The organism is Kluyvera genomosp. 1, assembly GCF_001266615.1.
Classification (GTDB): domain Bacteria; phylum Pseudomonadota; class Gammaproteobacteria; order Enterobacterales; family Enterobacteriaceae; genus Kluyvera; species Kluyvera cryocrescens_A.
Genome location: NZ_LGHZ01000008.1, coordinates 25,702 through 44,833, shown reverse-complemented (window position 1 = coordinate 44,833; position 19,132 = coordinate 25,702). Strand labels below are relative to the sequence as shown.

22 protein-coding genes are annotated in these 19,132 nt (G+C 53.4%); 10 read left to right on the top strand and 12 right to left on the bottom strand.

The window, feature by feature from the left end:
* The first annotated feature begins 17 nt into the window (after positions 1 to 17).
* Together asr and KP80_RS05190 are read left to right on the top strand one after the other, a co-directional pair.
* Positions 18 to 389, top strand: a complete 372-nt coding sequence (gene asr, locus KP80_RS22865; RefSeq protein WP_052282528.1) for an acid resistance repetitive basic protein Asr — start codon at positions 18 to 20, stop codon at positions 387 to 389.
* A gap of 256 nt (positions 390 to 645) precedes the next feature.
* Positions 646 to 1,470 carry a trypsin-like serine peptidase gene (locus KP80_RS05190; protein ID WP_052282527.1) on the top strand — a complete coding sequence of 275 codons (825 nt, stop codon included), beginning with the start codon at positions 646 to 648 and terminating at the stop codon, positions 1,468 to 1,470.
* Here the strand turns inward: KP80_RS05190 and KP80_RS05185 are convergent.
* The 4 genes from KP80_RS05185 to KP80_RS23430 form a co-directional block, all read right to left on the bottom strand.
* Positions 1,467 to 3,632 carry a bifunctional diguanylate cyclase/phosphodiesterase gene (locus KP80_RS05185; RefSeq protein WP_052282526.1) on the bottom strand — a complete coding sequence of 722 codons (2,166 nt, stop codon included), beginning with the start codon at positions 3,630 to 3,632 and terminating at the stop codon, positions 1,467 to 1,469. The two genes, KP80_RS05190 and KP80_RS05185, sit on opposite strands and share 4 nt — an antisense overlap.
* A 92-nt stretch (positions 3,633 to 3,724) precedes the next feature.
* Positions 3,725 to 4,054: a multidrug/spermidine efflux SMR transporter subunit MdtI gene (gene mdtI, locus KP80_RS05180; RefSeq protein ID WP_052282525.1), complete on the bottom strand. Its 330-nt coding sequence runs from the start codon at positions 4,052 to 4,054 to the stop codon at positions 3,725 to 3,727.
* A complete protein-coding gene (mdtJ, locus tag KP80_RS05175; RefSeq protein WP_052282524.1) occupies positions 4,041 to 4,409 on the bottom strand; it encodes a multidrug/spermidine efflux SMR transporter subunit MdtJ in 369 nt (122 codons plus the stop codon). Before mdtJ ends, mdtI begins: the two co-directional genes overlap by 14 nt.
* Before the next feature lie 96 nt (positions 4,410 to 4,505).
* On the bottom strand, positions 4,506 to 4,595 hold the full coding sequence (locus KP80_RS23430; RefSeq protein ID WP_419772951.1) for a hypothetical protein: 90 nt from the start codon (positions 4,593 to 4,595) through the stop codon (positions 4,506 to 4,508).
* Positions 4,596 to 4,811: 216 nt separating this feature from the next.
* Here KP80_RS23430 and KP80_RS05170 point away from each other — a divergent pair, with 216 nt between their 5' ends.
* Positions 4,812 to 5,843 carry an AI-2E family transporter gene (locus tag KP80_RS05170; protein ID WP_052282523.1) on the top strand — a complete coding sequence of 344 codons (1,032 nt, stop codon included), beginning with the start codon at positions 4,812 to 4,814 and terminating at the stop codon, positions 5,841 to 5,843.
* 3 nt (positions 5,844 to 5,846) lie between these two features.
* On the opposite strand, the gene KP80_RS22220 is transcribed toward KP80_RS05170, so the two are convergent.
* The 8 genes from KP80_RS22220 to KP80_RS05130 all read right to left on the bottom strand — a co-directional run bounded on the left by KP80_RS22220 (position 5,847) and on the right by KP80_RS05130 (position 13,958).
* Positions 5,847 to 6,020: a GhoT/OrtT family toxin gene (locus tag KP80_RS22220; protein WP_072129045.1), complete on the bottom strand. Its 174-nt coding sequence runs from the start codon at positions 6,018 to 6,020 to the stop codon at positions 5,847 to 5,849.
* Positions 6,021 to 6,218: 198 nt separating this feature from the next.
* Positions 6,219 to 6,455 (bottom strand): hypothetical protein, encoded by a 237-nt coding sequence (locus KP80_RS05165; protein WP_052282522.1) that lies wholly within the window; start codon positions 6,453 to 6,455, stop codon positions 6,219 to 6,221.
* 444 nt (positions 6,456 to 6,899) lie between these two features.
* The gene (patD, locus tag KP80_RS05160; RefSeq protein WP_052282521.1) at positions 6,900 to 8,324 is read right to left on the bottom strand and encodes an aminobutyraldehyde dehydrogenase; all 1,425 of its coding nucleotides are present in this window, start codon (positions 8,322 to 8,324) and stop codon (positions 6,900 to 6,902) included.
* Between the two features lie 14 nt (positions 8,325 to 8,338).
* Positions 8,339 to 9,154: an ABC transporter permease gene (locus KP80_RS05155; protein ID WP_052282520.1), complete on the bottom strand. Its 816-nt coding sequence runs from the start codon at positions 9,152 to 9,154 to the stop codon at positions 8,339 to 8,341.
* Positions 9,144 to 10,073, bottom strand: coding sequence for an ABC transporter permease (locus tag KP80_RS05150; protein WP_419772950.1), 930 nt, complete (start codon positions 10,071 to 10,073; stop codon positions 9,144 to 9,146). The genes KP80_RS05155 and KP80_RS05150 overlap by 11 nt, the downstream gene beginning before the upstream one ends.
* Before the next feature lie 12 nt (positions 10,074 to 10,085).
* Positions 10,086 to 11,099 (bottom strand): ABC transporter ATP-binding protein, encoded by a 1,014-nt coding sequence (locus KP80_RS05145; RefSeq protein ID WP_052282518.1) that lies wholly within the window; start codon positions 11,097 to 11,099, stop codon positions 10,086 to 10,088.
* A 17-nt stretch (positions 11,100 to 11,116) separates the two neighbouring features.
* Entirely contained in the window at positions 11,117 to 12,262 is a 1,146-nt protein-coding gene (gene ydcS / locus KP80_RS05140; protein ID WP_052282517.1) for a putative ABC transporter substrate-binding protein YdcS, read from the bottom strand.
* Between the two features lie 283 nt (positions 12,263 to 12,545).
* Positions 12,546 to 13,958, bottom strand: a complete 1,413-nt coding sequence (locus KP80_RS05130; protein WP_052282515.1) for a PLP-dependent aminotransferase family protein — start codon at positions 13,956 to 13,958, stop codon at positions 12,546 to 12,548.
* Positions 13,959 to 14,162: 204 nt separating this feature from the next.
* On the opposite strand from KP80_RS05130, the gene KP80_RS05125 reads away from it, so the two are divergent.
* The 7 genes from KP80_RS05125 to KP80_RS05100 all read left to right on the top strand — a co-directional run bounded on the left by KP80_RS05125 (position 14,163) and on the right by KP80_RS05100 (position 19,110).
* Positions 14,163 to 14,723: a fasciclin domain-containing protein gene (locus KP80_RS05125; protein WP_052282514.1), complete on the top strand. Its 561-nt coding sequence runs from the start codon at positions 14,163 to 14,165 to the stop codon at positions 14,721 to 14,723.
* Between the two features lie 64 nt (positions 14,724 to 14,787).
* Positions 14,788 to 15,336 carry a sigma-70 family RNA polymerase sigma factor gene (locus KP80_RS05120; protein ID WP_052282513.1) on the top strand — a complete coding sequence of 183 codons (549 nt, stop codon included), beginning with the start codon at positions 14,788 to 14,790 and terminating at the stop codon, positions 15,334 to 15,336.
* A complete protein-coding gene (locus KP80_RS05115; protein ID WP_052282512.1) occupies positions 15,333 to 16,001 on the top strand; it encodes an anti-sigma factor in 669 nt (222 codons plus the stop codon). Before KP80_RS05120 ends, KP80_RS05115 begins: the two co-directional genes overlap by 4 nt.
* Positions 16,002 to 16,098: 97 nt before the next feature.
* A complete protein-coding gene (locus KP80_RS05110) occupies positions 16,099 to 17,499 on the top strand; it encodes a cytochrome ubiquinol oxidase subunit I (RefSeq protein ID WP_052282511.1) in 1,401 nt (466 codons plus the stop codon).
* A complete protein-coding gene (gene cydB / locus KP80_RS05105) occupies positions 17,496 to 18,506 on the top strand; it encodes a cytochrome d ubiquinol oxidase subunit II (RefSeq protein ID WP_052282510.1) in 1,011 nt (336 codons plus the stop codon). The genes KP80_RS05110 and cydB overlap by 4 nt, the downstream gene beginning before the upstream one ends.
* Positions 18,506 to 18,631 carry a DUF2474 domain-containing protein gene (locus KP80_RS22215; RefSeq protein WP_231625905.1) on the top strand — a complete coding sequence of 42 codons (126 nt, stop codon included), beginning with the start codon at positions 18,506 to 18,508 and terminating at the stop codon, positions 18,629 to 18,631. The genes cydB and KP80_RS22215 overlap by 1 nt, the downstream gene beginning before the upstream one ends.
* Positions 18,632 to 18,753: 122 nt before the next feature.
* Positions 18,754 to 19,110, top strand: a complete 357-nt coding sequence (locus KP80_RS05100) for an acid shock protein (RefSeq protein WP_231625904.1) — start codon at positions 18,754 to 18,756, stop codon at positions 19,108 to 19,110.
* Positions 19,111 to 19,132: the final 22 nt, after the last annotated feature.

Here is a 19,132-nt window from a genome sequence, read left to right as displayed (position 1 = left end):
AATTCGAGGGTATTAGAATGAAAAAAGTATTAGCTCTGGTTGTTGCCGCTGCTATGGGTCTGTCTTCCGCTGCATTCGCTGCTGACGCTGTTGCTACTCCAGCTCCGGCTGCATCTGCAACCGCTACTCACGCGGCTCCAGCAAAAACGACTCATCACAAAAAACACAAAAAAGCTGCTCCAGCACAGAAAGCTCAGGCCGCTAAAAAACACAAAAAAGCAAAACACGAAGCAACCAAACCTGCTGTAGAGCAGAAAGCTCAGGCTGCTAAAAAACACAAAAAAGCGGCTGCTAAACCAGCTGTAGCGCAGAAAGCTCAAGCTGCTAAAAAACACAAAAAAGCAGTGAAACACGAAGCTGCAAAACCAGCTGCTCAGCCAGCTGCGTAATTCAAGCGGTAGTTAATTCTTGATAATACATCGGCGCTTATATAGCGCCGATTTTTTCCTGGAGAGCAATCATGTTGCGGCGCTATCGTTTCGAGCTCATCCTGGCTTTACTTATCGTCTGCGCACTCATCGCAACCCAGTTTTTCTTTTACTGAGTGTAGTTCGCTGATTTTTCTCCCACTTTTCATTTCTCCCGTCTATAGTAGTCTCATTGGGTATTTCATTAATAATCATAATTGCCCCATCAGAGAGTGATATGCGTACAGCCTTTGTGTGTTGTTTACTGGGATCGTTATCGGTACTGCCTTTTCTTTCACACGCCGATGACGGTGATAGCGACATCAGCGCAAAAGATATTAAAACCCTGTTCTTTGGTCAGGACGATCGCGTGCTGGTGACCAATCCGGCGCAGCAACCGTGGGATGCCATCGGGCAACTGGAAACCGCCAGCGGTAACCTATGCACCGCCACCCTAATTTCCCCTAACCTGGCGCTCACCGCCGGGCACTGTCTGCTTGAGCCTCCGCGCGGTAAGTTGGACAAAGCCGTTGCCCTGCGATTCATTTCGCAAAAAGGCAGCTGGCGCTATGAAATTCACGGTATTGAAGGTCGCGTTGATCCATCGCTCGGTAAGCGGCTTAAAGCCGACGGTGACGGCTGGATTGTTCCCGCCTCCGCCGCGCCCTGGGATTTTGGTCTGATAGTTTTGCGCTATCCGCCGTCCGGCATTACGCCAATTCCGCTGTTTACCGGCGATAAGGCCGAACTCACCGCAGCCTTGAAAGCGGTAGATCGTAAAGTGACGCAGTCAGGTTACCCGGTGGATCACCTCGATTCTCTTTACAGCCATCAGGATTGTACGGTCACCGGTTGGGCACAAACCTCAGTACTTTCACATCAGTGCGATACTCTGCCAGGCGATAGTGGCTCACCGCTGTTGTTAAAAACTGATGCGGGCTGGCAGGTAATTGCGGTACAAAGTTCGGCACCGGCGGCGAAAGATCGCTGGCGCGCGGATAACCGCGCAATCTCCGTCACTGGTTTTCGCGATAAGCTCGAAGCGCTGGCCGCAGGAAACTAGCTCAAGCGCTGCTGGTGTCTTAGCGCCAGCAGCGATGACAGCGGCATGGGTTCGCTGAAGTAAAAACCTTGCAGCTGATCGCAGCCCGCCAGCCGCAACAGCTTCATCTGCTTCTCGGTCTCGACCCCTTCAGCAATCACCGTCATCCCTAGCGCGCTCGCGATACGTATGGTCCCCCCCACCAGCGCTGCCGCTTGGTCGTCGTTATCAACCAGCCCCGCCAGCGATTTATCAATCTTGATGGTGTCAAAGTTAAAACGGCGGAGATAACCGATGCTGGAATACCCGGTACCAAAATCATCCAGCGCGACTGCGGTGCCAAGCGCTTTCAGCGCCGAGATAGCCGCGCGTGCGCGTTCCGGTTTTTCCAGCACATAAGTTTCAGTCACTTCCAGTTGCAATCGCGCAGGAGGAAACCCCGACGATTTCAGCACGCTGGAGACTTTTTCTTCAAACTCCGGATCGCGAAACTGCGCTGGAGAAATATTCACCGACAGTTTCAAATCATTATGCGCTAACAGATCCCGGCAGGCGCGCGCCAGCACAAACTGGCCAAGGGAATAAATCAGCCCGCTGGTTTCAGCAATCGAGATAAAGGCGTCAGGGCGCAGTTCCCCTTTCGCCCGACGCGGCCATCGCACCAGCGCCTCAACACCAACCATCGCCTGCGAACGCGCACAAACAATCGGTTGGTACCAGACTTCAAATTCATCATGTTCAAGGCCATGGCGAATATCGTTTTCAATTGACAGCTGATACTCGCGGACGCTGTTAAGTTCGGCATCATAATGGGTGATTCGCCCCTTGCCGGTAATTTTTGAGTGGTACATGGCAATATCCGCCTGGCGGAACAGTTCGGAGCTTGAGCTATCCTGGAGCATGCCGCTGGCAATTCCGATGCTGGCGCTGATATGCAAGGTCCGTTCACCAATACGAATAGGTGCATTCAGGTAATCCAGTACTCGTACGGCAAACTCGGTAGCCTGCGCCTCCGAACGCTGGCCGCCGACGGTCATGGCGAATTCATCGCCCCCCATGCGTGCCAGCATTCCGCCAGAAGGCACTAACGTTTGCAGCATGTCGGCAATGCGAATAATCAGCACATCACCAATATCGTGACCGTAAATGTCGTTAACGTCTTTGAAACCATCAAGATCGATGAAGACCACCGTTTTAAGATCTTTGTCGCCGCGCAGGCTAATACGCTCAAGCTGTTCAATTAACGCCCGGCGATTTGGTAAATGGCTAAGCCAGTCGGTCAGCGCGATTTCCCGCGCCTGCCGTTCGCCGCGCGCCAGCTTCCAAAGCCCCAGGCTGCTAAGCAGGATAAACAGCAGGATCAGCCCGGCGGCCAGCAAAACGATTTCACGAATTTGCGGCGATGCCGCGCTTGCCGCTTCGGCTCCAGGCTGACGCAACTGCCAGTCAAGCCAGCCGACAACCTTGTCTCCGGCAGTCCGAATTGGAATATTGTATTGATTTCGCGGAGCATCCGTCAGAGTCAGGTTTTCAATCTGAAAGGTATTGCCAAGGTTACGCAGCAGCGTTGGATTGACGTGCCGTGTGATCACCAGATAGCGACGGGTGGCGTCATACACCTGCAATCGCCCGGTCATCGGTCGAATAAGACCAATACCGATAAACGCAATCCCCTCGCGGGTACGCGTAATCCCGGCAAACATATTTTTGCCTGCACGAAGCGATGCCTGGTTTTTACTGATGAGCGACTGTAACCCTTCACCAAAGAAGTTAAGGTTTTGCTCACTGAATGGATTGGAGTGAAACGATCCCCACAGCACGTGAAAGTTTTCATCCAGCACGAAGGTACCGTCATAAAGATTATTAATCTTATAGCCCGCACCCCAGGTGTTATACAGCCAGGTTGTATCCAGGGTCGGTGTATAAACTTCGCGAACGGCGTCGTCCCAGATAGCGTTATCAATAACCAGTGACAACACGCGATTAATTGATGTCTGTAGCGCCCCATCAACGGAAAGTGCGGATCGCCGCGCGTCGATATCATTCGTTTTGGTGCTAATCAGCTGCTGTGAGAGATAGAGCAGAGAGATAATAGAAAATATCAGACCGATGCCGGCCAAAAAGATCATCACAAATAGCGTTCTGGCTGTGGCAATATTACGCCAGCGTGACGGATTTAACATATATCACCCTCGCCTCTGCTCGAACCACCCTTTGTTACAAGCGTAATACAGACGGGCGATTTCGCTGCCCGATTTCTCGGGCAGCGATCACATCAGGCAAGTTTGATCAGTACCATTCCGACCAGAAGGAGGCCCAAACCGACCCAGCCCTTATTATTCAAGCGCTGGCCGAAGAGGATCCACCCTGCCGCGAGCGTTGCGGCAACCCCAAAACCACCCCAGATAGCGTAAGCCACCGAGAGGTCGATACCTTTCACCGCCTGCGACAGCGCGCTGAACGCCGCCAGTACGGCAACCAGTGAAAGCACGCCGTACAGCTTATTGCGGAAGCCATCAGAGAACTTCAGGAAAATATTAGCGACAATTTCCAGAACAATGGAACCTGCCAGCCACGCGCCGTGAACCCACTCAAACTGCTGCATGGTTCACCTCTTTATCCATCGCTTTACGCGGAGATTTACGCGTACCCGATTTGATCAACACGATACCCGCAACCAGCGTTGCCAGGCCCGCAGCTTTCATTATTGTCAGGCTTTCGTCAAACAGCATTACGCTGAATAAGGTAATCAGTAAAATACCAATACCTTCCCACAGCGCGTAGGCCACACCGAGGGCTATTTTTTTGACTGCAAACGAAAGGAAAATATATGACAGCGCGATCATCACGAGCATTAAAATAAAGCCGGTGTTTCCATCACTGACGCTTGCCCATTTCATAGACAGCGTACCCGTAATTTCAGCAACGATAGCGAGGGCTAATAAAATCCAATAAAACATGGTGCTTCTCCTGCATGAGAATATAATCCGGCGCAGCTTGCGAGAAACGCAAACTGAAAAAAAATGATTAAAATTTAGCTCAAACGAAGAAGGAGACTATAGCGCGTTGCGCCAGTGCTGCTCACCACAGAAGGCAGAATAGGAAGGTAAAACAGAAGGTTTGGTAGAAATGTACGTCCTGAACATATTGTCCATAAAATTACAATTATCCGCGGTATTGCTTCTCATCATTGCGGAGTAAAATTGTCCTCAGTAGTTAAACACAGCTAATTTCTATCACAGTTGTCGAAGTATCTCAAAATGTTTTCAAATCTTTACCGATGTTGTTTGATGTGAATGCATTTATTATCAGGTAAATCGCAATTATCATATTCTTTATAGTTTTTAGCGGAGTTAACCAACGTGTCCAGGCCGATCATTACGCTTAATGGATTAAAAATTGTCATCATGCTGGGCATGCTGGTGATCATACTTACCGGCATTCGCTTTGCCGCAGACATCATTGTCCCCTTCGTGCTGGCGCTGTTTATTGCGGTGGTACTTAACCCTGTCGTTCAGCTATTGGCGCGCTGGCGAGTGCCTCGGGTACTGGCAATTTCGTTACTGATAGCGGTGATCATCATGGCAGCCGTGCTGCTGCTGGCATCGCTGGGTACGTCACTTAATGAACTGGCGCGCACCCTGCCGCAATATCGCTCATCGCTGGCGGTGCCGCTGTATAATCTACAACCCTGGTTGCAGCGTTTTGGTATCGGTGTCAGCCCCGATGAGTTGATTAAGTATATCGACCCTAATGCAGCTATGACGCTGGTTTCCAGGCTGTTGACGCAGCTCTCCAACGCGATGTCGTCCATCTTTTTACTGCTGCTTACCGTGGTATTTATGCTGCTGGAAGTCCCGCAGCTACCGGCCAAGTTTCAACAGGTGATGGCCAGACCAATCGAAGGCATGGCTGCTATCCAACGAGCGCTGGATAGCGTATCGCACTACCTGGTGCTGAAAACCGCGATAAGTATTGTGACCGGTCTGGTGGCCTGGGGGATGCTGGAGCTGCTGGATGTTCGCTTTGCGTTTATCTGGGGTCTGTTGGCCTTCGCCCTTAACTATATTCCGAATATCGGCTCGGTGCTGGCGGCGATTCCCCCTATCCTGCAGGTTCTGGTATTTAACGGCTTTTACGATGCGCTTATCGTACTTGCGGGGTATCTGGTGATTAACCTGGTATTTGGCAACATTCTTGAACCACGCATCATGGGACGCGGTCTGGGTCTGTCTACGCTGGTGGTGTTTTTATCGCTGATATTCTGGGGATGGCTGCTCGGCCCGGTCGGCATGCTGTTATCGGTACCGCTGACGATTATCGTCAAAATTGCCCTTGAGCAGACCGAAGGCGGGAAAAGCATTGCCATTCTGCTCAGCGATCTCAGTAAGTAGTTGTCAAAACAGCGACAGTAATAGCGCAACCGGGAAGCTAAATGGCCAGGTTGCGCCAATCAGCAGTGCAGCAATAAGCCGAATGGTGGCGCTTTCCTTTGTCAGAAACCAGGTAATAAAAGCGCAGATCACGCTCATCACGGCATAAAAGATGAGCATATGTTGGTACAGCGTCACCAATCGAGTCCTTATCATTGATAGTTAAAGCGGCGCAATATGCTACTTTTTTTGACGTACATCAAGTTTTTTGCCGCTTTAAGCCTGAACGCATCTCGCACGCAGCAACTCATCTCCAGATGAATTTGCTGCATGTCGAAATCAAGACAGGATTATCCTATGCCTATGCGGCGGTTAATTCTGTGATTCAGGCTTAACTTAGCGTTTTAGCTGGGAGGGAGAAAAAATACTGTCAGCCGTCGGATCGCTGACATAGCGATTCGGATCGTACTGTGGAATCAAATTCACCTTTTCCGCGTCCCAGACCTCTCCTAAACAGGCAGACGTGACGCGATTATTACCTTCGCATGTCGCCATGCGTCCGGCAGAAAACCAAATACCCACGCTCATCGCCGCAGCAATCACCACGGCAGTAAAAACAAGACTCTTATTCATTCCGCTAACTATGCTCAGTTTTTCAACGGCGCGGATCCTCGCACGTTGCTCCCGGCATGTCAAAAATGAACCGTCGTGCGGCTGGCAGCGCGTCTACCGCGAAGGGAGTAATGCGTCTTTTATCATCATGGACAGGGCATCTTTCCGAAGGTAAAAGAAATGAGGTATAATTCGTGGTTATAGCGCAATGTAAATCACCATCTTCATTGGATTAATTCTGCACCATCGTAAATAGTTAACTAACAAGTGGTGTCGAGGAAAACATATGTGGTGGATAGTCGGCATCCTTGCCGTTTTGGTGTTGTTGGTTGTGCTAATTATCAGATCTGCCATGAATGATGCAGACAACGATTATTGAGAGTTCGGCAATCCCCGCCCGCTGATGCTCTGCAATAAATAGATATCAATAGAATTTTGCTTACCTTACTCATCGTGACTTGTATATCAGTGTTTTATCATCACGTGGCGAACTACCGTGTAATCCTCGAGCCCGTACACCGACATATCTTTGCCGTAGCCGGAAAGTTTCTGCCCGCCATGCGGCATTTCGCTCACCAGCATAAAATGGGTGTTAACCCAGGTACAGCCGTATTGCAGGCGTGCACTCAGGCGATGTGCGCGTCCGACATCCTGCGTCCACACCGAGGAGGCGAGGCCATACTGGGAGTCATTGGCCCACGCCAGCACCTGGGCTTCATCTTCAAAAGCTGTCACGCTGACCACCGGGCCGAAGACTTCACGTTGCACAATATCATCCTCTTGCCGCGCCCCGGCCAGTAAAGTCGGCTGAAAGTAATAGCCCTTACCCGGGGCTTTTTCACCGCCGGTCACCACGTTGATATGCGGCAGCAGTTTGGCCCGCGCCACCGCTTCGCTCACCCGCGCCAGATGCGCTTCAGAGCTTAATGGCCCCAGCTCAGTCGCGGGATCTTCAGGTGCACCAAGCTGGATGCTGGCCACCGCCGCGCCCAATTTCTCCACCAGCTTGCCGTAAACGCCCTGCTGCGCATAAATACGGCAGGCAGCAGTACAATCCTGGCCCGCATTATAAAAACCGAAGGTCCTGACCCCTTCCACCACCGCATCAATATCCGCGTCATCAAACACGATGACCGGTGCTTTTCCGCCCAGTTCCATATGGGTGCGCTTAATCGATGGCGCGGTATGGGCAATAATATGCTCACCGGTAGCAATCGATCCGGTCAGCGATACCATCCTTACGCTAGCGTGTCCGGTCAACGGATCGCCAACGGTTTTCCCTCGTCCGAACAGTACGTTAATCACCCCTGCCGGGAAGATATCTTTTGCCAGTTCAGCCAGCGTTAACGCCGTTAGCGGCGTGATTTCAGACGGCTTGATCACCACGCAGTTCCCTGCCGCCAGCGCCGGAGCGAGCTTCCACGCCGCCATCATCAGCGGGTAGTTCCACGGTGCAATGGAAGCCACAACGCCGACCGGATCGCGACGTATCATCGAGGTGTGTCCTTCGAGATATTCCCCCGCCGCCAGACCATTCAGGCAACGTGCCGCACCGGCGAAGAAACGAAACACATCAACAACGGCCGGGATCTCATCGTTTATCACGCAGTGCAGCGGTTTACCGCAGTTAAGCGACTCCAGCCTCGCCAAGGTTTCCGCATGTTCTTCAATCACATCGGCCAGTTTCAGCAAACATTCCGCGCGTTGTTTTGGCGTGGTTTGGCCCCACAGCTCAAACGCACGGTCAGCGGCCATCACCGCGGTATCGACCTGGGCTGCAGACGCTTCCGCAATGGTCAGCAGGATCTCACCCGTCGCCGGGTTATACACCGGCTGCGTTTCGCCTTCACCTGCCACCAGTTCACCATTAATCAGTAACTTATGTTGCATAGCATGATCCTGTTTTATTTAAACGTCGTACTTCCGCCGGTGGTACCTTCATCTTCGCGAGTCAGCCACCATGCCCCTAAAATCGGTATCATCGTCAGAACCATCACCATCAGGGCTACCACGTTGGTGACCGGGACATCGCGCGGACGTCCTAGCTGATTCAACAGCCACAGCGGCAAGGTACGTTCATGCCCGGCGGTAAAGGTGGTGACGATAATTTCATCAAACGACAGCGCAAACGCCAGCATTCCGCCGGCCAACAGCGCCGAACTCAGATTCGGCAACACCACATGGCGGAAGGTTTGCCAGCCATTAGCCCCCAAATCCATCGACGCCTCGACCAGGCTCCATGAAGTTCGCCGGAAACGGGCAATCACGTTGTTAAACACCACCACCACGCAGAAGGTGGCATGACCGATAACAATCGTGAGCAGCCCCGGCTCCAGATTCACGGCTTTAAATGCCGTCAGCAACGCCAGCCCGGTCACAATGCCCGGTAGAGCAATGGGCAAAAGCAGCAGCAAGGACACGGCGCTTTTGCCAAAGAAATCCCGCCTCCAGAGTGCCGCTGCAGCAAGTGTGCCAAGTATTAAGGCAATCGCGGTGGAAAACGCCGCAATTTTAAGTGACAGTGTCACTGCATCAAAAATATCACCGCGCCCTGCCGCCTCACTAAACCAGCGCAGCGTCAGGCCCTGCGGGGGAAAGCTGAATGCGGCGTCCTCCGTGTTAAACGCGTAGATAGCAATGATCGCCAGCGGAAAATGCAGGAAGATAACTCCGCCCCAGGCGGCGATTTTGAGAAACAGCGGTGCCCGTTCAGAGTGCATCAAACGCTCCCAGGCGCTTCACGAACGCCAGATAAAGGGCAATTAAAACAATCGGGACCAGCGTGAATGCCGCCGCCATCGGCATATTGCCAATAGCGCCCTGCTGGGAATAGACCATGTTGCCAATAAAATAGCCCGGAGGCCCCACCAGCTGCGGGACGATAAAGTCACCCAGCGTCAAGGAGAAGGTGAAGATCGAGCCGGCAGCAATCCCCGGAATGGCCATCGGGATCACCACGTGGCGGAAAGTCTGGCGCGGCAGCGCCCCCAGATCGGCGGAAGCCTGTAGCAGCGAGGCCGGAATACGTTCCAGCGCCGCTTGCACCGGCAAAATCATAAACGGCAACCAGATATAGACGAACACCAGAAAACGCCCCAGCCCAGAGGTTGATAGCGTATTGCCACCAACGCCCGGCACGGCCAAAATCGCGCTCAGCATGGGTCCCAGCCCCAGATGGTTGAGAAACCACTGCGCCACGCCGTCTTTTGCCAGCAGCAGCGTCCAGGCATACGCCTTAACGATATAGCTCGCCCACATTGGCAACATAACCGCCACGTAGAAGAAGGCCTTTTGCTTGCCGCTGGTGTAGCGCGCCATATACCACGCCATCGGAAACGCCAGCAGCGCGCTGGCGGCGGTGACCGCTAGCGCCATCACCAGCGTTCGCACAATGATGTCGTAGTTGGCCGGGTTAAACAGCGCGTACAGGTTTGCCAGCGTCAGCGTCGGGGTCACCGACATGGTGAAATCATCGAATGTGTAGAAGCCCTGCCACAGCAGCGTGAGCAGCGATCCAAAATAGACGATGCCAAACCACATCAGCGGCCCAAGCAGCAAAAGAAATAATCCCAGCGTCGGCCGACGCCAGAACAGGCTCGACAGCCGTTTAAGACCGCGAGAAGGAGGAACCGGCGTCATGCTCATCTCCATTCACCTCCCTCCGTCCAGAGCAACCATCGCATCCCGCGCCCACGACACCATTACCGTATTGCCAACGGTTGGGCCATCCATATTGAGCCCGGCGGAAAAGTTGGCCTGGCTTACCAGCAGCTTGCTGCCGCTTTCCAGCAATAACTCATAGCGGGTCGCCGCGCCCTGATACTGCACCGCCTGCACCCGGCCTGTGGCCTGAACTTCTCCCCCTTCATTGAGCCGAATATGCTCTGGTCGCAGCGCCCAGCTACCTTCCATCCCACATAGGGTTTGCGCCGTTGACGGATCAAAAACGTTAGAAGTGCCGACAAAACTGGCGACAAACGGCGTACGCGGGCGCAAATAAAGCGCACGCGGCGTATCGACCTGTTCAATACGGCCGTTGTTAAACACCGCCACCCGGTCAGACATCGACAGCGCTTCACCCTGGTCGTGCGTGACGAAAATAAAGGTGATGCCGAGTTCCTGTTGTAGCTTTTTGAGTTCGAGCTGCATCTGCTCACGCAGCTTGAGATCGAGCGCGCCTAGCGGCTCATCGAGCAGCAACACGCGCGGTTCATTGACCAATGCGCGGGCAATGGCCACCCGCTGGCGCTGGCCACCGGAAAGCTGCGATGGCTTACGTCCCGCAACAAAGCCCAGCGCCACTTTTTCCAGCGCCTGCGCGGCTTTGCTCTGTCGCTCTTTTTTTGCTACGCCTTTAACCATCAGCCCGTAAGCGACGTTATCCAGCACCGACATATGGGGAAACAGCGCGTAGTCCTGAAAGACGGTATTGACGTCGCGCTCCCACGGCGGCAGTTCGCTGGCATGTTGACCGAAAATCGAAATTGCCCCGCCGGAAAGCTGTTCAAAACCAGCAATCAGACGTAGACAGGTAGTTTTGCCGGAGCCTGACGGCCCCAGCATGGAGAAAAATTCACCATCGTGGATGGCAATGCTTACGCCATCCACGGCCCGCACGTCGCCATACAGCCGCGAGACGTCATGAAACTCTACTGCGTACGTCATGATGGACTCCTGGCGAATTAACGGCCGCCCATAATGGCGATGTAGTCTTGAGTCCAGCGGCTATACGGCACATATTTTCCGCCTTCCGCAATCGGTGTTTTCCAGAAGGCAATTTTGTCAAAGAAGCTGTAGCCGTTGGTTTCACAGCCTTTATCACCCAGCAGGGAACTGGCTTTACAGCCTTGTGCCACGACAGGCAGCGAGCCAAACCAAGCCGCGACGTCGCCCTGAACTTTTGGTGTCAGCGACCAGTTCATCCACTTGTAGGCGCAGACGGGGTGTTTCGCTTCAGCATGCAGCATGGTGGTATCCGCCCAGCCAGTCACCCCTTCTTTTGGGAAGACGGTTGCAATCGGTTGACCTTCGCCCTTCAGACCGTTGGCCTGATATGGCCAGGCGCTGGAGGCCACAACGCCTTCGTTTTTAAAGTCGCTCATCTGCACGGTGGTGTCATGCCAATAGCGGTGAATCAGTCCGTGCTGATCGCGCAGCACTTTGAGCACCGCCTGGTACTGTTCTTCGGTCAACTGGTAGGGGTCGCTAATACCCAGCTGCGGCTGGGTGGCTTTCACAAACAACGCCGCGTCAGCAATGTAGATCGGGCCATCATAAGCCTGGACACGTCCCTGGTTGCTTTTGCCGTCCGGCAGATTTTGTTTAACGAAGACCACGTTCCAGGAGTCCGGCGGCGTTGGGAAGGTTTTGGTGTTGTACATCAGCAGGTTTGGCCCCCACTGATACGGTGTGCCGTAGACTTTGCCGTCCACGTTAAACCACGCGCCTTTGGCCAGTCTGGGATCGAGGGTTTTCCAGTTTTCAATCAACGCGGTGTTAATAGGCACCACGCGTTTGCCCATAATCAGACGCAAAGAGGCATCGCCGGAAGCGGTCACCAGATCGTAACCGCCTTTTGCCATCAGGCTGACCATCTCATCCGAGGTCGCCGCCGTCTTTACGTTTACCTGGCAGCCGGACTCTTTTTCGAACTGGGTTACCCAATCGTATTGTTTATCCGTCTGGCCACGTTCGATATAGCCCGGCCAGGCAATAATATCCAAACGCCCTTCACCCTTACCCAGCGATGTCGGTGGTTCGGCGGCATTGGCGGTTGCCACAGTCATCACAAGCGCGCACAGGCTGCTGCGGGCAAATTTCTTGCTCATAAAGTTTTACTCCTGTCACAATGAAATTGAGCGGCAGCCGTGCCGTTAAAAATATCTCCCTGTTTAAAAATAGACGTCGCCATGCCGGCCACCTGTGCGGCTTTCATAAATTTGTACAGGTTGTGACCAAGGGCGCATTCCGCAAATATGCTCAATTGGGAATGGATAATCTGGATTATAGACAAGGAGTTATCGGCCACAGGGCGCTATGCGAATTTCCTATGACCGAAAAGAGAAATCCCTGCGTAATGACTTTACGCGGGGACAAATGATGTGTGGAAAATTACCCCATTAACTGCCGAATAAGCCCCCCCAATGTTTCCACGGCTTTATCTTCCCTTTCCCCCCAACCCCAGGCGGTATTGAAGCGGAAAAATGACGCCCAGTTATCGGTTGTCGAGAACATTTTCCCCGGTGCAATGCTGATGTGGTGCTCCAGCGCTTTGGCGCTGAGCTGGCCGGCATCCATCCCGGCGGGCAGTTCCAGCCACAGGAAATAGCCGCTGTCATTATGGTGAATATGCACCTCCGGCGGCATAGACCGCAGTAGCGACTGCCAGGCCAACTGTTTACGCTCGGCCAACTGACGCCGCAGGCGTCGAAGATGGGCGTCGTAGCGTTTGGTCGCCAGATAGTCCACCAGCGCCAACTGCATCGGCGAGCTGGTTGAGAGTGTGCTCATCAGCTGTAAATGCTGAATGCGACGGGCGTGTTTTCCCGCAGCCACCCAGCCAATACGAAATCCTGGTACCAGGCATTTAGAAAACGAACTGCAGTGCAGCGTCATATCGTTTTTGTCCCACGCTTTGGCGGGCAGCGGTTTTTCCCGACCAAAGTACAGTTCGCTGTAAACATCATCTTCAATCAGCGTGACATTGTGCGCAGTCAGAATCTCAATCAGCCGGGCTTTCTTTTCCGGCGACAGGGTAAAGCCCAATGGATTTTGGCTATTGGTCATTAACCAACAGGCTTTGACCGGATAGGTTTCGAGCGCCTGCACCAGCGCATCGAGATCGATCCCCTCTTTTACATCCGTCGCCACCGACAGCGCTTTTAGTCTCAAGCGTTCCAACGCCTGCAGTGCGCCATAGAAACAGGGATTCTCAATAATGACCCAGTCACCCGGCTCCGTCACCGCCTGTAGGCTCAGGTTCAATGCTTCAAGGGCTCCGGCGGTGATCACAATTTCATCCGGTGAAATGGTCATGCCCTGCAGCGCGTAGCGCCGAGCAATGGCATGCCGAAGCTCATCATTTCCCGGCGGCAGGTTTTCAATCACGCTCATGGCGGTCGCCGTTTTGCTCACCTGCGCCAGTGAACGGTTGAGCTGCGGTAGCGGAAACAATTTAGGGTCCGGGAAGGCCGAGGCAAAGGGCAATACCGCAGCATTGCGGCTGGCCTGCAGTACTTCAAAAATGTAGGTATTGATATCAACCGCATTATCCGGCATCACCTGCGCGGGAGCCGAGACGGGCCGCGTTGCCACCGGGCGTGGCGCAACATAATAACCGGATTGCGGACGCGCCACGATGCGTCCCTGGCTTTCCAGTAACTGGTAGGCGTGGCTCACGGTCATAAAGCTCATGCCGCTATTCACCACCTGCTCACGCAGCGACGGTAGCTTATCGCCCGGCTGCCACACCCCGAGGGCTATCTGTTCCGTCATCTGCTCGGCGAGGCGCTGGTATTTTTTCATGATGATTCCCGGTGACACTAACGTAGCTCCTATATTATATCAGCGTTAAAAAATATGCATTTTTATGTAACTGATATAAATTCAGCCGCCGCCACACTATCAGATTATTTTTTCGTTTTTTGTGCATCCGATTTCTGTTCTCAATCGTATTACTTCATGAGGGCTACGGAGTCCTTCTCCGAAAACATCAATGAGGAAATGAAAATGAAACAATTTCTGCCATCTCTTCTTTTTTCAGCACTGGTCATGAGCGGTGTCACTCAGGCGGCCATGATGGACAACAGCACCGTGATGGTTGGCGGCGCAGCGATGTATCCGTCCAAAAATATTGTGCAAAATGCGGTGAATTCGAAAGATCACACCACCCTGGTTGCTGCGGTAAAAGCCGCAGGCCTGGTACCGACTCTTGAAGGCACAGGGCCTTTTACCGTTTTTGCCCCAACCAATACGGCATTTGAAAAATTACCGGCAGGAACGGTCGATTCGCTGTTAAAACCGGAAAATAAACAGAAACTGACCGCCGTACTGACCTACCACGTAGTGGCGGGCAAATACGATATGAAAGCGCTTGAGAAAAAGATTAAAGCCGGTGGCGGTAAAGCCGAACTGAAAACCGTAAACGGGGAGTCGCTGTGGGTGATGGCCAATGGCCCGCATAATATCCAGCTGAAAGATGTGCGCGGCAATATTGCCAACATCAGCACCTACGACGTCAACCAAAGCAACGGCGTTATTGACGTTATTGATACTGTACTGATGCCATAAGCATTTGTTGCCTATACTGTGTGCAGCCACATGCCCTGTGGCTGCACCTTTAACAGGGACACCAATGACGACAAATGCAGCGCATATCCATGCAGGATTAATGAGCCAGATTGCCTGTGGCGATAAACAGGCTCTTGAACTGCTCTATAGAACACTATCACCGCGGTTATTCGGTATTATTTTGCGCATTGTCCGCCGCCGGGATTGGGCCGAAGAGATCCTTCACGATACTTTTATTCAAATCTGGCAATCGGCACTGTATTACGACGCGCAGCGCAGTGAACCGCAAATATGGCTCAATCATATTGCCCGCAACCGCGCGATTGATTATTTACGTAAACACGAGAACCGCTGTTGTTCAGTCGAAGAGATTGATGAAGCAGATGAGATGTCGCGATTACCGCTCCCTGCTGAGGATATTCATCAGGAAGCGAAGCGGCTGCATCACTGTATGGAACATCTCCCCGCGGAACAGCGCCAAAGCATTGCACTGGCTTATTATCGCGGGTTGTCACAAACCGAGATTGCGCTCTCTTTGAATCAACCCGAAGGGACAATTAAAAGTTGGATTCGACGCGCATTAATCCATCTTCGGGAGTGCATTGGCCTATGAATACGCAAGAAAATGATGCCATTCTCGCCGCCGAATATGTGCTTGGGCTGGTCGATACCCCCACTCGGCTACAGCTTGATAAACGGCTCAATGAGGATGATGCGTTTGCTCAGCAGGTTTTGCACTGGCAGAAAGCCTTTAGCGGCCTGGATGCCATCACGCCAGAGAGCGTGCCGTCACCTGAAATTTGGCAAAAAATTGCCCAGAAAGTGAACCATGCTCCCCTAGCCCCAGCGCCAATAGGCGCTACCACCTGGCTTGGCTGGTCGCTGGCTGCCATTCTGGCAGGTGTGTTGATTTTCAACCTGGTACAAAAGCCTGAGACCTCACCTGCGATGCAACCCGTGGCAATCCTTAATGGGACACAATCCAACACGCAATTCGTGGTCAGCCTCGACAAATCAGCGCGCGTGATTCAGGTTTCAGCACTTAACGTGACGCTTCCACAGGACAAGAACCTACAGCTATGGCTGATTAAGGGCCATGAACCACCGCTGTCGCTAGGGCTGATTACCCAACCGGGCCACAATACATTCCGCCTGGACGATACCAGGCTGGATAATCAGACAACGCTGGCGGTCAGCCTCGAGCCCGTTGGTGGTTCAACACTTATCGGGCCATCTGGGCCGGTTGTCTTTGTGGGGAAAGTTAGCCTGTCGGGTTGAGAAACTGTTATGGATTAATAGCGCCTGACTGTCTCTGCAACCCGCAGCAGGCGAGCTTTAGAATCAAGACCGAGTCATTTTTCTCCACGGAGTTTGCATGTTCGGTCTTGATGCGTTTCACCTTGCGCGCATACAGTTTGCGTTTACCGTTTCCTTTCACATTATCTTCCCCGCGATCACCATCGGCCTTGCCAGCTACCTGGCGGTGCTGGAAGGGTTATGGCTAAAAACCCGTAACCCGGTCTGGCGTTCGCTGTATCAATTCTGGTCCAAAATCTTTGCCGTTAACTTTGGCATGGGGGTGGTTTCAGGCCTGGTAATGGCCTATCAGTTCGGTACCAACTGGAGCGGTTTCTCCCAGTTTGCTGGCAGTATTACCGGCCCACTGCTGACCTATGAAGTACTCACTGCCTTCTTCCTTGAAGCCGGTTTCCTCGGCGTGATGCTGTTCGGCTGGAACCGCGTAGGTCCAGGACTGCATTTCTTCGCGACCTGCATGGTCGCGCTGGGGACCATTATTTCTACCTTCTGGATCCTGGCTTCCAATAGCTGGATGCAAACGCCTCAGGGCTACGAGATTGTCAACGGTCAGGTCGTCCCGGTTGACTGGTTCGCGGTAGTGTTTAATCCCTCATTCCCCTACCGCCTGTTCCACATGTCGATCGCAGCCTTTCTCAGCAGCGCGCTGTTTGTTGGCGCATCGGCAGCGTGGCACCTACTGCGCGGCAACCAAACGCCCGCGATACGCATTATGTTTTCGATGTCGCTGTGGATGACGCTTATCGTCGCGCCGATTCAGGCGATGGTTGGCGATATGCACGGGCTCAATACCCTTGAACATCAGCCGGCCAAAATTGCCGCCATCGAAGGGCATTGGGAGAATAAACCGGGTGAAGCCACACCGCTGCTGCTGTTCGGCTGGCCGGATATGGAACAGGAACGAACCCGCTATGGCCTGGCGATCCCCGCCTTGGGCAGCCTGATCCTTACCCATAGCCTTGATAAACAGGTACCGGCGCTGAAAGAATTCGCGCCACAGGACCGTCCTAACTCCACCCTTGTTTTCTGGTCATTCCGTATTATGGCCGGGCTGGGTATGTTGATGCTTTTGCTGGGCGTCGTCGCACTGTGGTTGCGCAAGCGACAAACGCTCTACACCTCACGACCGTTCCTGTGGTTTGCCCTGTTGATGGGCCCATCGGGGCTTATCGCTATCCTGGCTGGCTGGGTCACCACCGAAGTGGGTCGTCAGCCCTGGGTTGTATATGGTTTACAGCGCACGGTGGATGCGGTGTCCGCGCACGGCGACTTGCATATGAGCATCAGCCTGCTGGCCTTCTTCGTGGTTTACACTTCGGTCTTCGGCGTCGGCTACAGCTATATGGTGCGACTGATCCGTAAAGGCCCCCAGCCTTTCAACGTTGAGCCTCACGGCACCCCTGCGCGCCCGTTATCCGCGGCCATCACCCCGAGTTCTCATCAGGAGGAGCGCCCATGAGCCTCGATCTCTCCGTTATCTGGTTTGTGATTATTGTCTTCGCCACGCTGATGTATATCGTCATGGATGGTTTCGATCTGGGGATCGGTATCTTGTTTCCCTTCACCCGCAGCCCGCAGGATCGTGATCTGATGGTGAACAGCGTGGCGCCGGTCTGGGATGGGAACGAAACCTGGCTGGTGCTCGGCGGTGCCGGTCTGTTTGGTGCATTTCCGCTCGCTTACGCGGTCATTATTGACGCGCTAACCATTCCCCTGACGCTGATGCTGGTTGGGCTGATTTTCCGCGGTGTGGCCTTTGAGTTTCGCTTCAACGCGACGCCGTCGCATCGTCCATTCTGGGATAAAGCCTTTATGGGCGGATCTATCCTCGCCACCTTCTGCCAGGGCGTTGTCGTGGGTGCCGTGATTAATGGATTTGAAGTGACCGGCCGGACTTACAGCGGCGGGCCGTTCAGTTGGTTAACCCCATTTACCCTGTTTTGCGGCGTGGGACTGGTGGTGGCGTATGCCCTGCTGGGGGCGACCTGGCTTGTGATGAAGAGTGAATCTACTCTGCAACACACAATGCGGAAAACCGCACGCGGCTTACTGCTGGCGCTGCTGGCTGTTATCGCTGTGATTAGCCTGTGGACACCGCTCATCCATAGCCAGATTGCCGCGCGTTGGTTCAGTTTGCCAAATCTCTATTATCTCCTGCCAGTGCCGCTGCTGGTTGTCACCGCCAGCGCCCTGCTGTGGCGCCATCTCGGCCTTGAAGCCAGCCATGTGCAGCCGTTTATCCTGACGTTGGCGCTGATATTCTTAGGCTTTAGCGGATTAGGCATCAGCATCTGGCCCGCCATTATTCCACCATCGATTACGCTGTGGCAGGCCGCGGCGCCCGAACAAAGCCAGGAATTCATGCTGATTGGTGCGTTGTTTATTATTCCGGTTATCTTGGCGTACACCTTCTGGAGCTACTACGTATTTCGCGGCAAAGTCCCGCAGGATGAGGGGTATCATTGATGAAGAAGCTATGGGTTTCGCGGGTTTTCTGGTTAGTCGCCCTGTGGGGCAGTAGCGTATTGGCGCTAACGGTGGTCGGTGGCCTGTTTCGCGTTCTGATGACCGCCGCCGGATTTAAATCCTGAAATAACAATCAGATGGTATTTTATACAAACCGCCCGGAGTAATCCTAATTCCCCGGGCCTCCACAATTACTCCATGATTGGGGCGTCAACTAGGCCCATCAACGAAGCAATGTCTGGAGTACATGATGAAGAAAGTAATTGCGTTATCCGCCATTCTGGCAATGGGTCTGTGTTCAACAGCGTTTGCGGCAGACCACCAGGAACCGCCGAAAAAGCCACCTGTAGAACAGATGCACAATGGCCAACCGCAGCACGATAATAAAGACCAACATCATGATGGCAAAGGCCAACCACCACGTGATAACAAAGGCCAACACGATGGCAAAGGTCAACCGCCACGTGACAACAAAGGCCAGCAGCACGATGGCAAAGGCCAGCCGCCGCATGACAATAAAGGCCAGCAGCATGATGGCAAAGGCCAGCCGCCAAAACACGACGGCGACAACAAACTGCCACTGCCAAACGGCCAGCGTAACTAATTAAAAAGGCCGGGAAGTGTCA

Coding starts and splice junctions, on each gene's coding strand:
- mdtJ (WP_052282524.1), bottom strand. CDS start 4,409: ATGTTTTATTGGATTTTATTAGCCCTCGCTATCGTTGCTGAAATTACG.
- KP80_RS05115 (WP_052282512.1), top strand. CDS start 15,333: ATGAATACGCAAGAAAATGATGCCATTCTCGCCGCCGAATATGTGCTT.
- cydB (WP_052282510.1), top strand. CDS start 17,496: ATGAGCCTCGATCTCTCCGTTATCTGGTTTGTGATTATTGTCTTCGCC.
- KP80_RS05110 (WP_052282511.1), top strand. CDS start 16,099: ATGTTCGGTCTTGATGCGTTTCACCTTGCGCGCATACAGTTTGCGTTT.
- KP80_RS05165 (WP_052282522.1), bottom strand. CDS start 6,455: ATGAATAAGAGTCTTGTTTTTACTGCCGTGGTGATTGCTGCGGCGATG.
- asr (WP_052282528.1), top strand. CDS start 18: ATGAAAAAAGTATTAGCTCTGGTTGTTGCCGCTGCTATGGGTCTGTCT.
- KP80_RS05150 (WP_419772950.1), bottom strand. CDS start 10,073: ATGACGCCGGTTCCTCCTTCTCGCGGTCTTAAACGGCTGTCGAGCCTG.
- KP80_RS05120 (WP_052282513.1), top strand. CDS start 14,788: ATGACGACAAATGCAGCGCATATCCATGCAGGATTAATGAGCCAGATT.
- KP80_RS05130 (WP_052282515.1), bottom strand. CDS start 13,958: ATGAAAAAATACCAGCGCCTCGCCGAGCAGATGACGGAACAGATAGCC.
- patD (WP_052282521.1), bottom strand. CDS start 8,324: ATGCAACATAAGTTACTGATTAATGGTGAACTGGTGGCAGGTGAAGGC.
- KP80_RS05125 (WP_052282514.1), top strand. CDS start 14,163: ATGAAACAATTTCTGCCATCTCTTCTTTTTTCAGCACTGGTCATGAGC.
- KP80_RS05155 (WP_052282520.1), bottom strand. CDS start 9,154: ATGCACTCTGAACGGGCACCGCTGTTTCTCAAAATCGCCGCCTGGGGC.
- KP80_RS05185 (WP_052282526.1), bottom strand. CDS start 3,632: ATGTTAAATCCGTCACGCTGGCGTAATATTGCCACAGCCAGAACGCTA.
- KP80_RS23430 (WP_419772951.1), bottom strand. CDS start 4,595: ATGTTCAGGACGTACATTTCTACCAAACCTTCTGTTTTACCTTCCTAT.
- KP80_RS22215 (WP_231625905.1), top strand. CDS start 18,506: ATGAAGAAGCTATGGGTTTCGCGGGTTTTCTGGTTAGTCGCCCTGTGG.
- KP80_RS05100 (WP_231625904.1), top strand. CDS start 18,754: ATGATGAAGAAAGTAATTGCGTTATCCGCCATTCTGGCAATGGGTCTG.
- KP80_RS05145 (WP_052282518.1), bottom strand. CDS start 11,099: ATGACGTACGCAGTAGAGTTTCATGACGTCTCGCGGCTGTATGGCGAC.
- KP80_RS05190 (WP_052282527.1), top strand. CDS start 646: ATGCGTACAGCCTTTGTGTGTTGTTTACTGGGATCGTTATCGGTACTG.
- mdtI (WP_052282525.1), bottom strand. CDS start 4,054: ATGCAGCAGTTTGAGTGGGTTCACGGCGCGTGGCTGGCAGGTTCCATT.
- ydcS (WP_052282517.1), bottom strand. CDS start 12,262: ATGAGCAAGAAATTTGCCCGCAGCAGCCTGTGCGCGCTTGTGATGACT.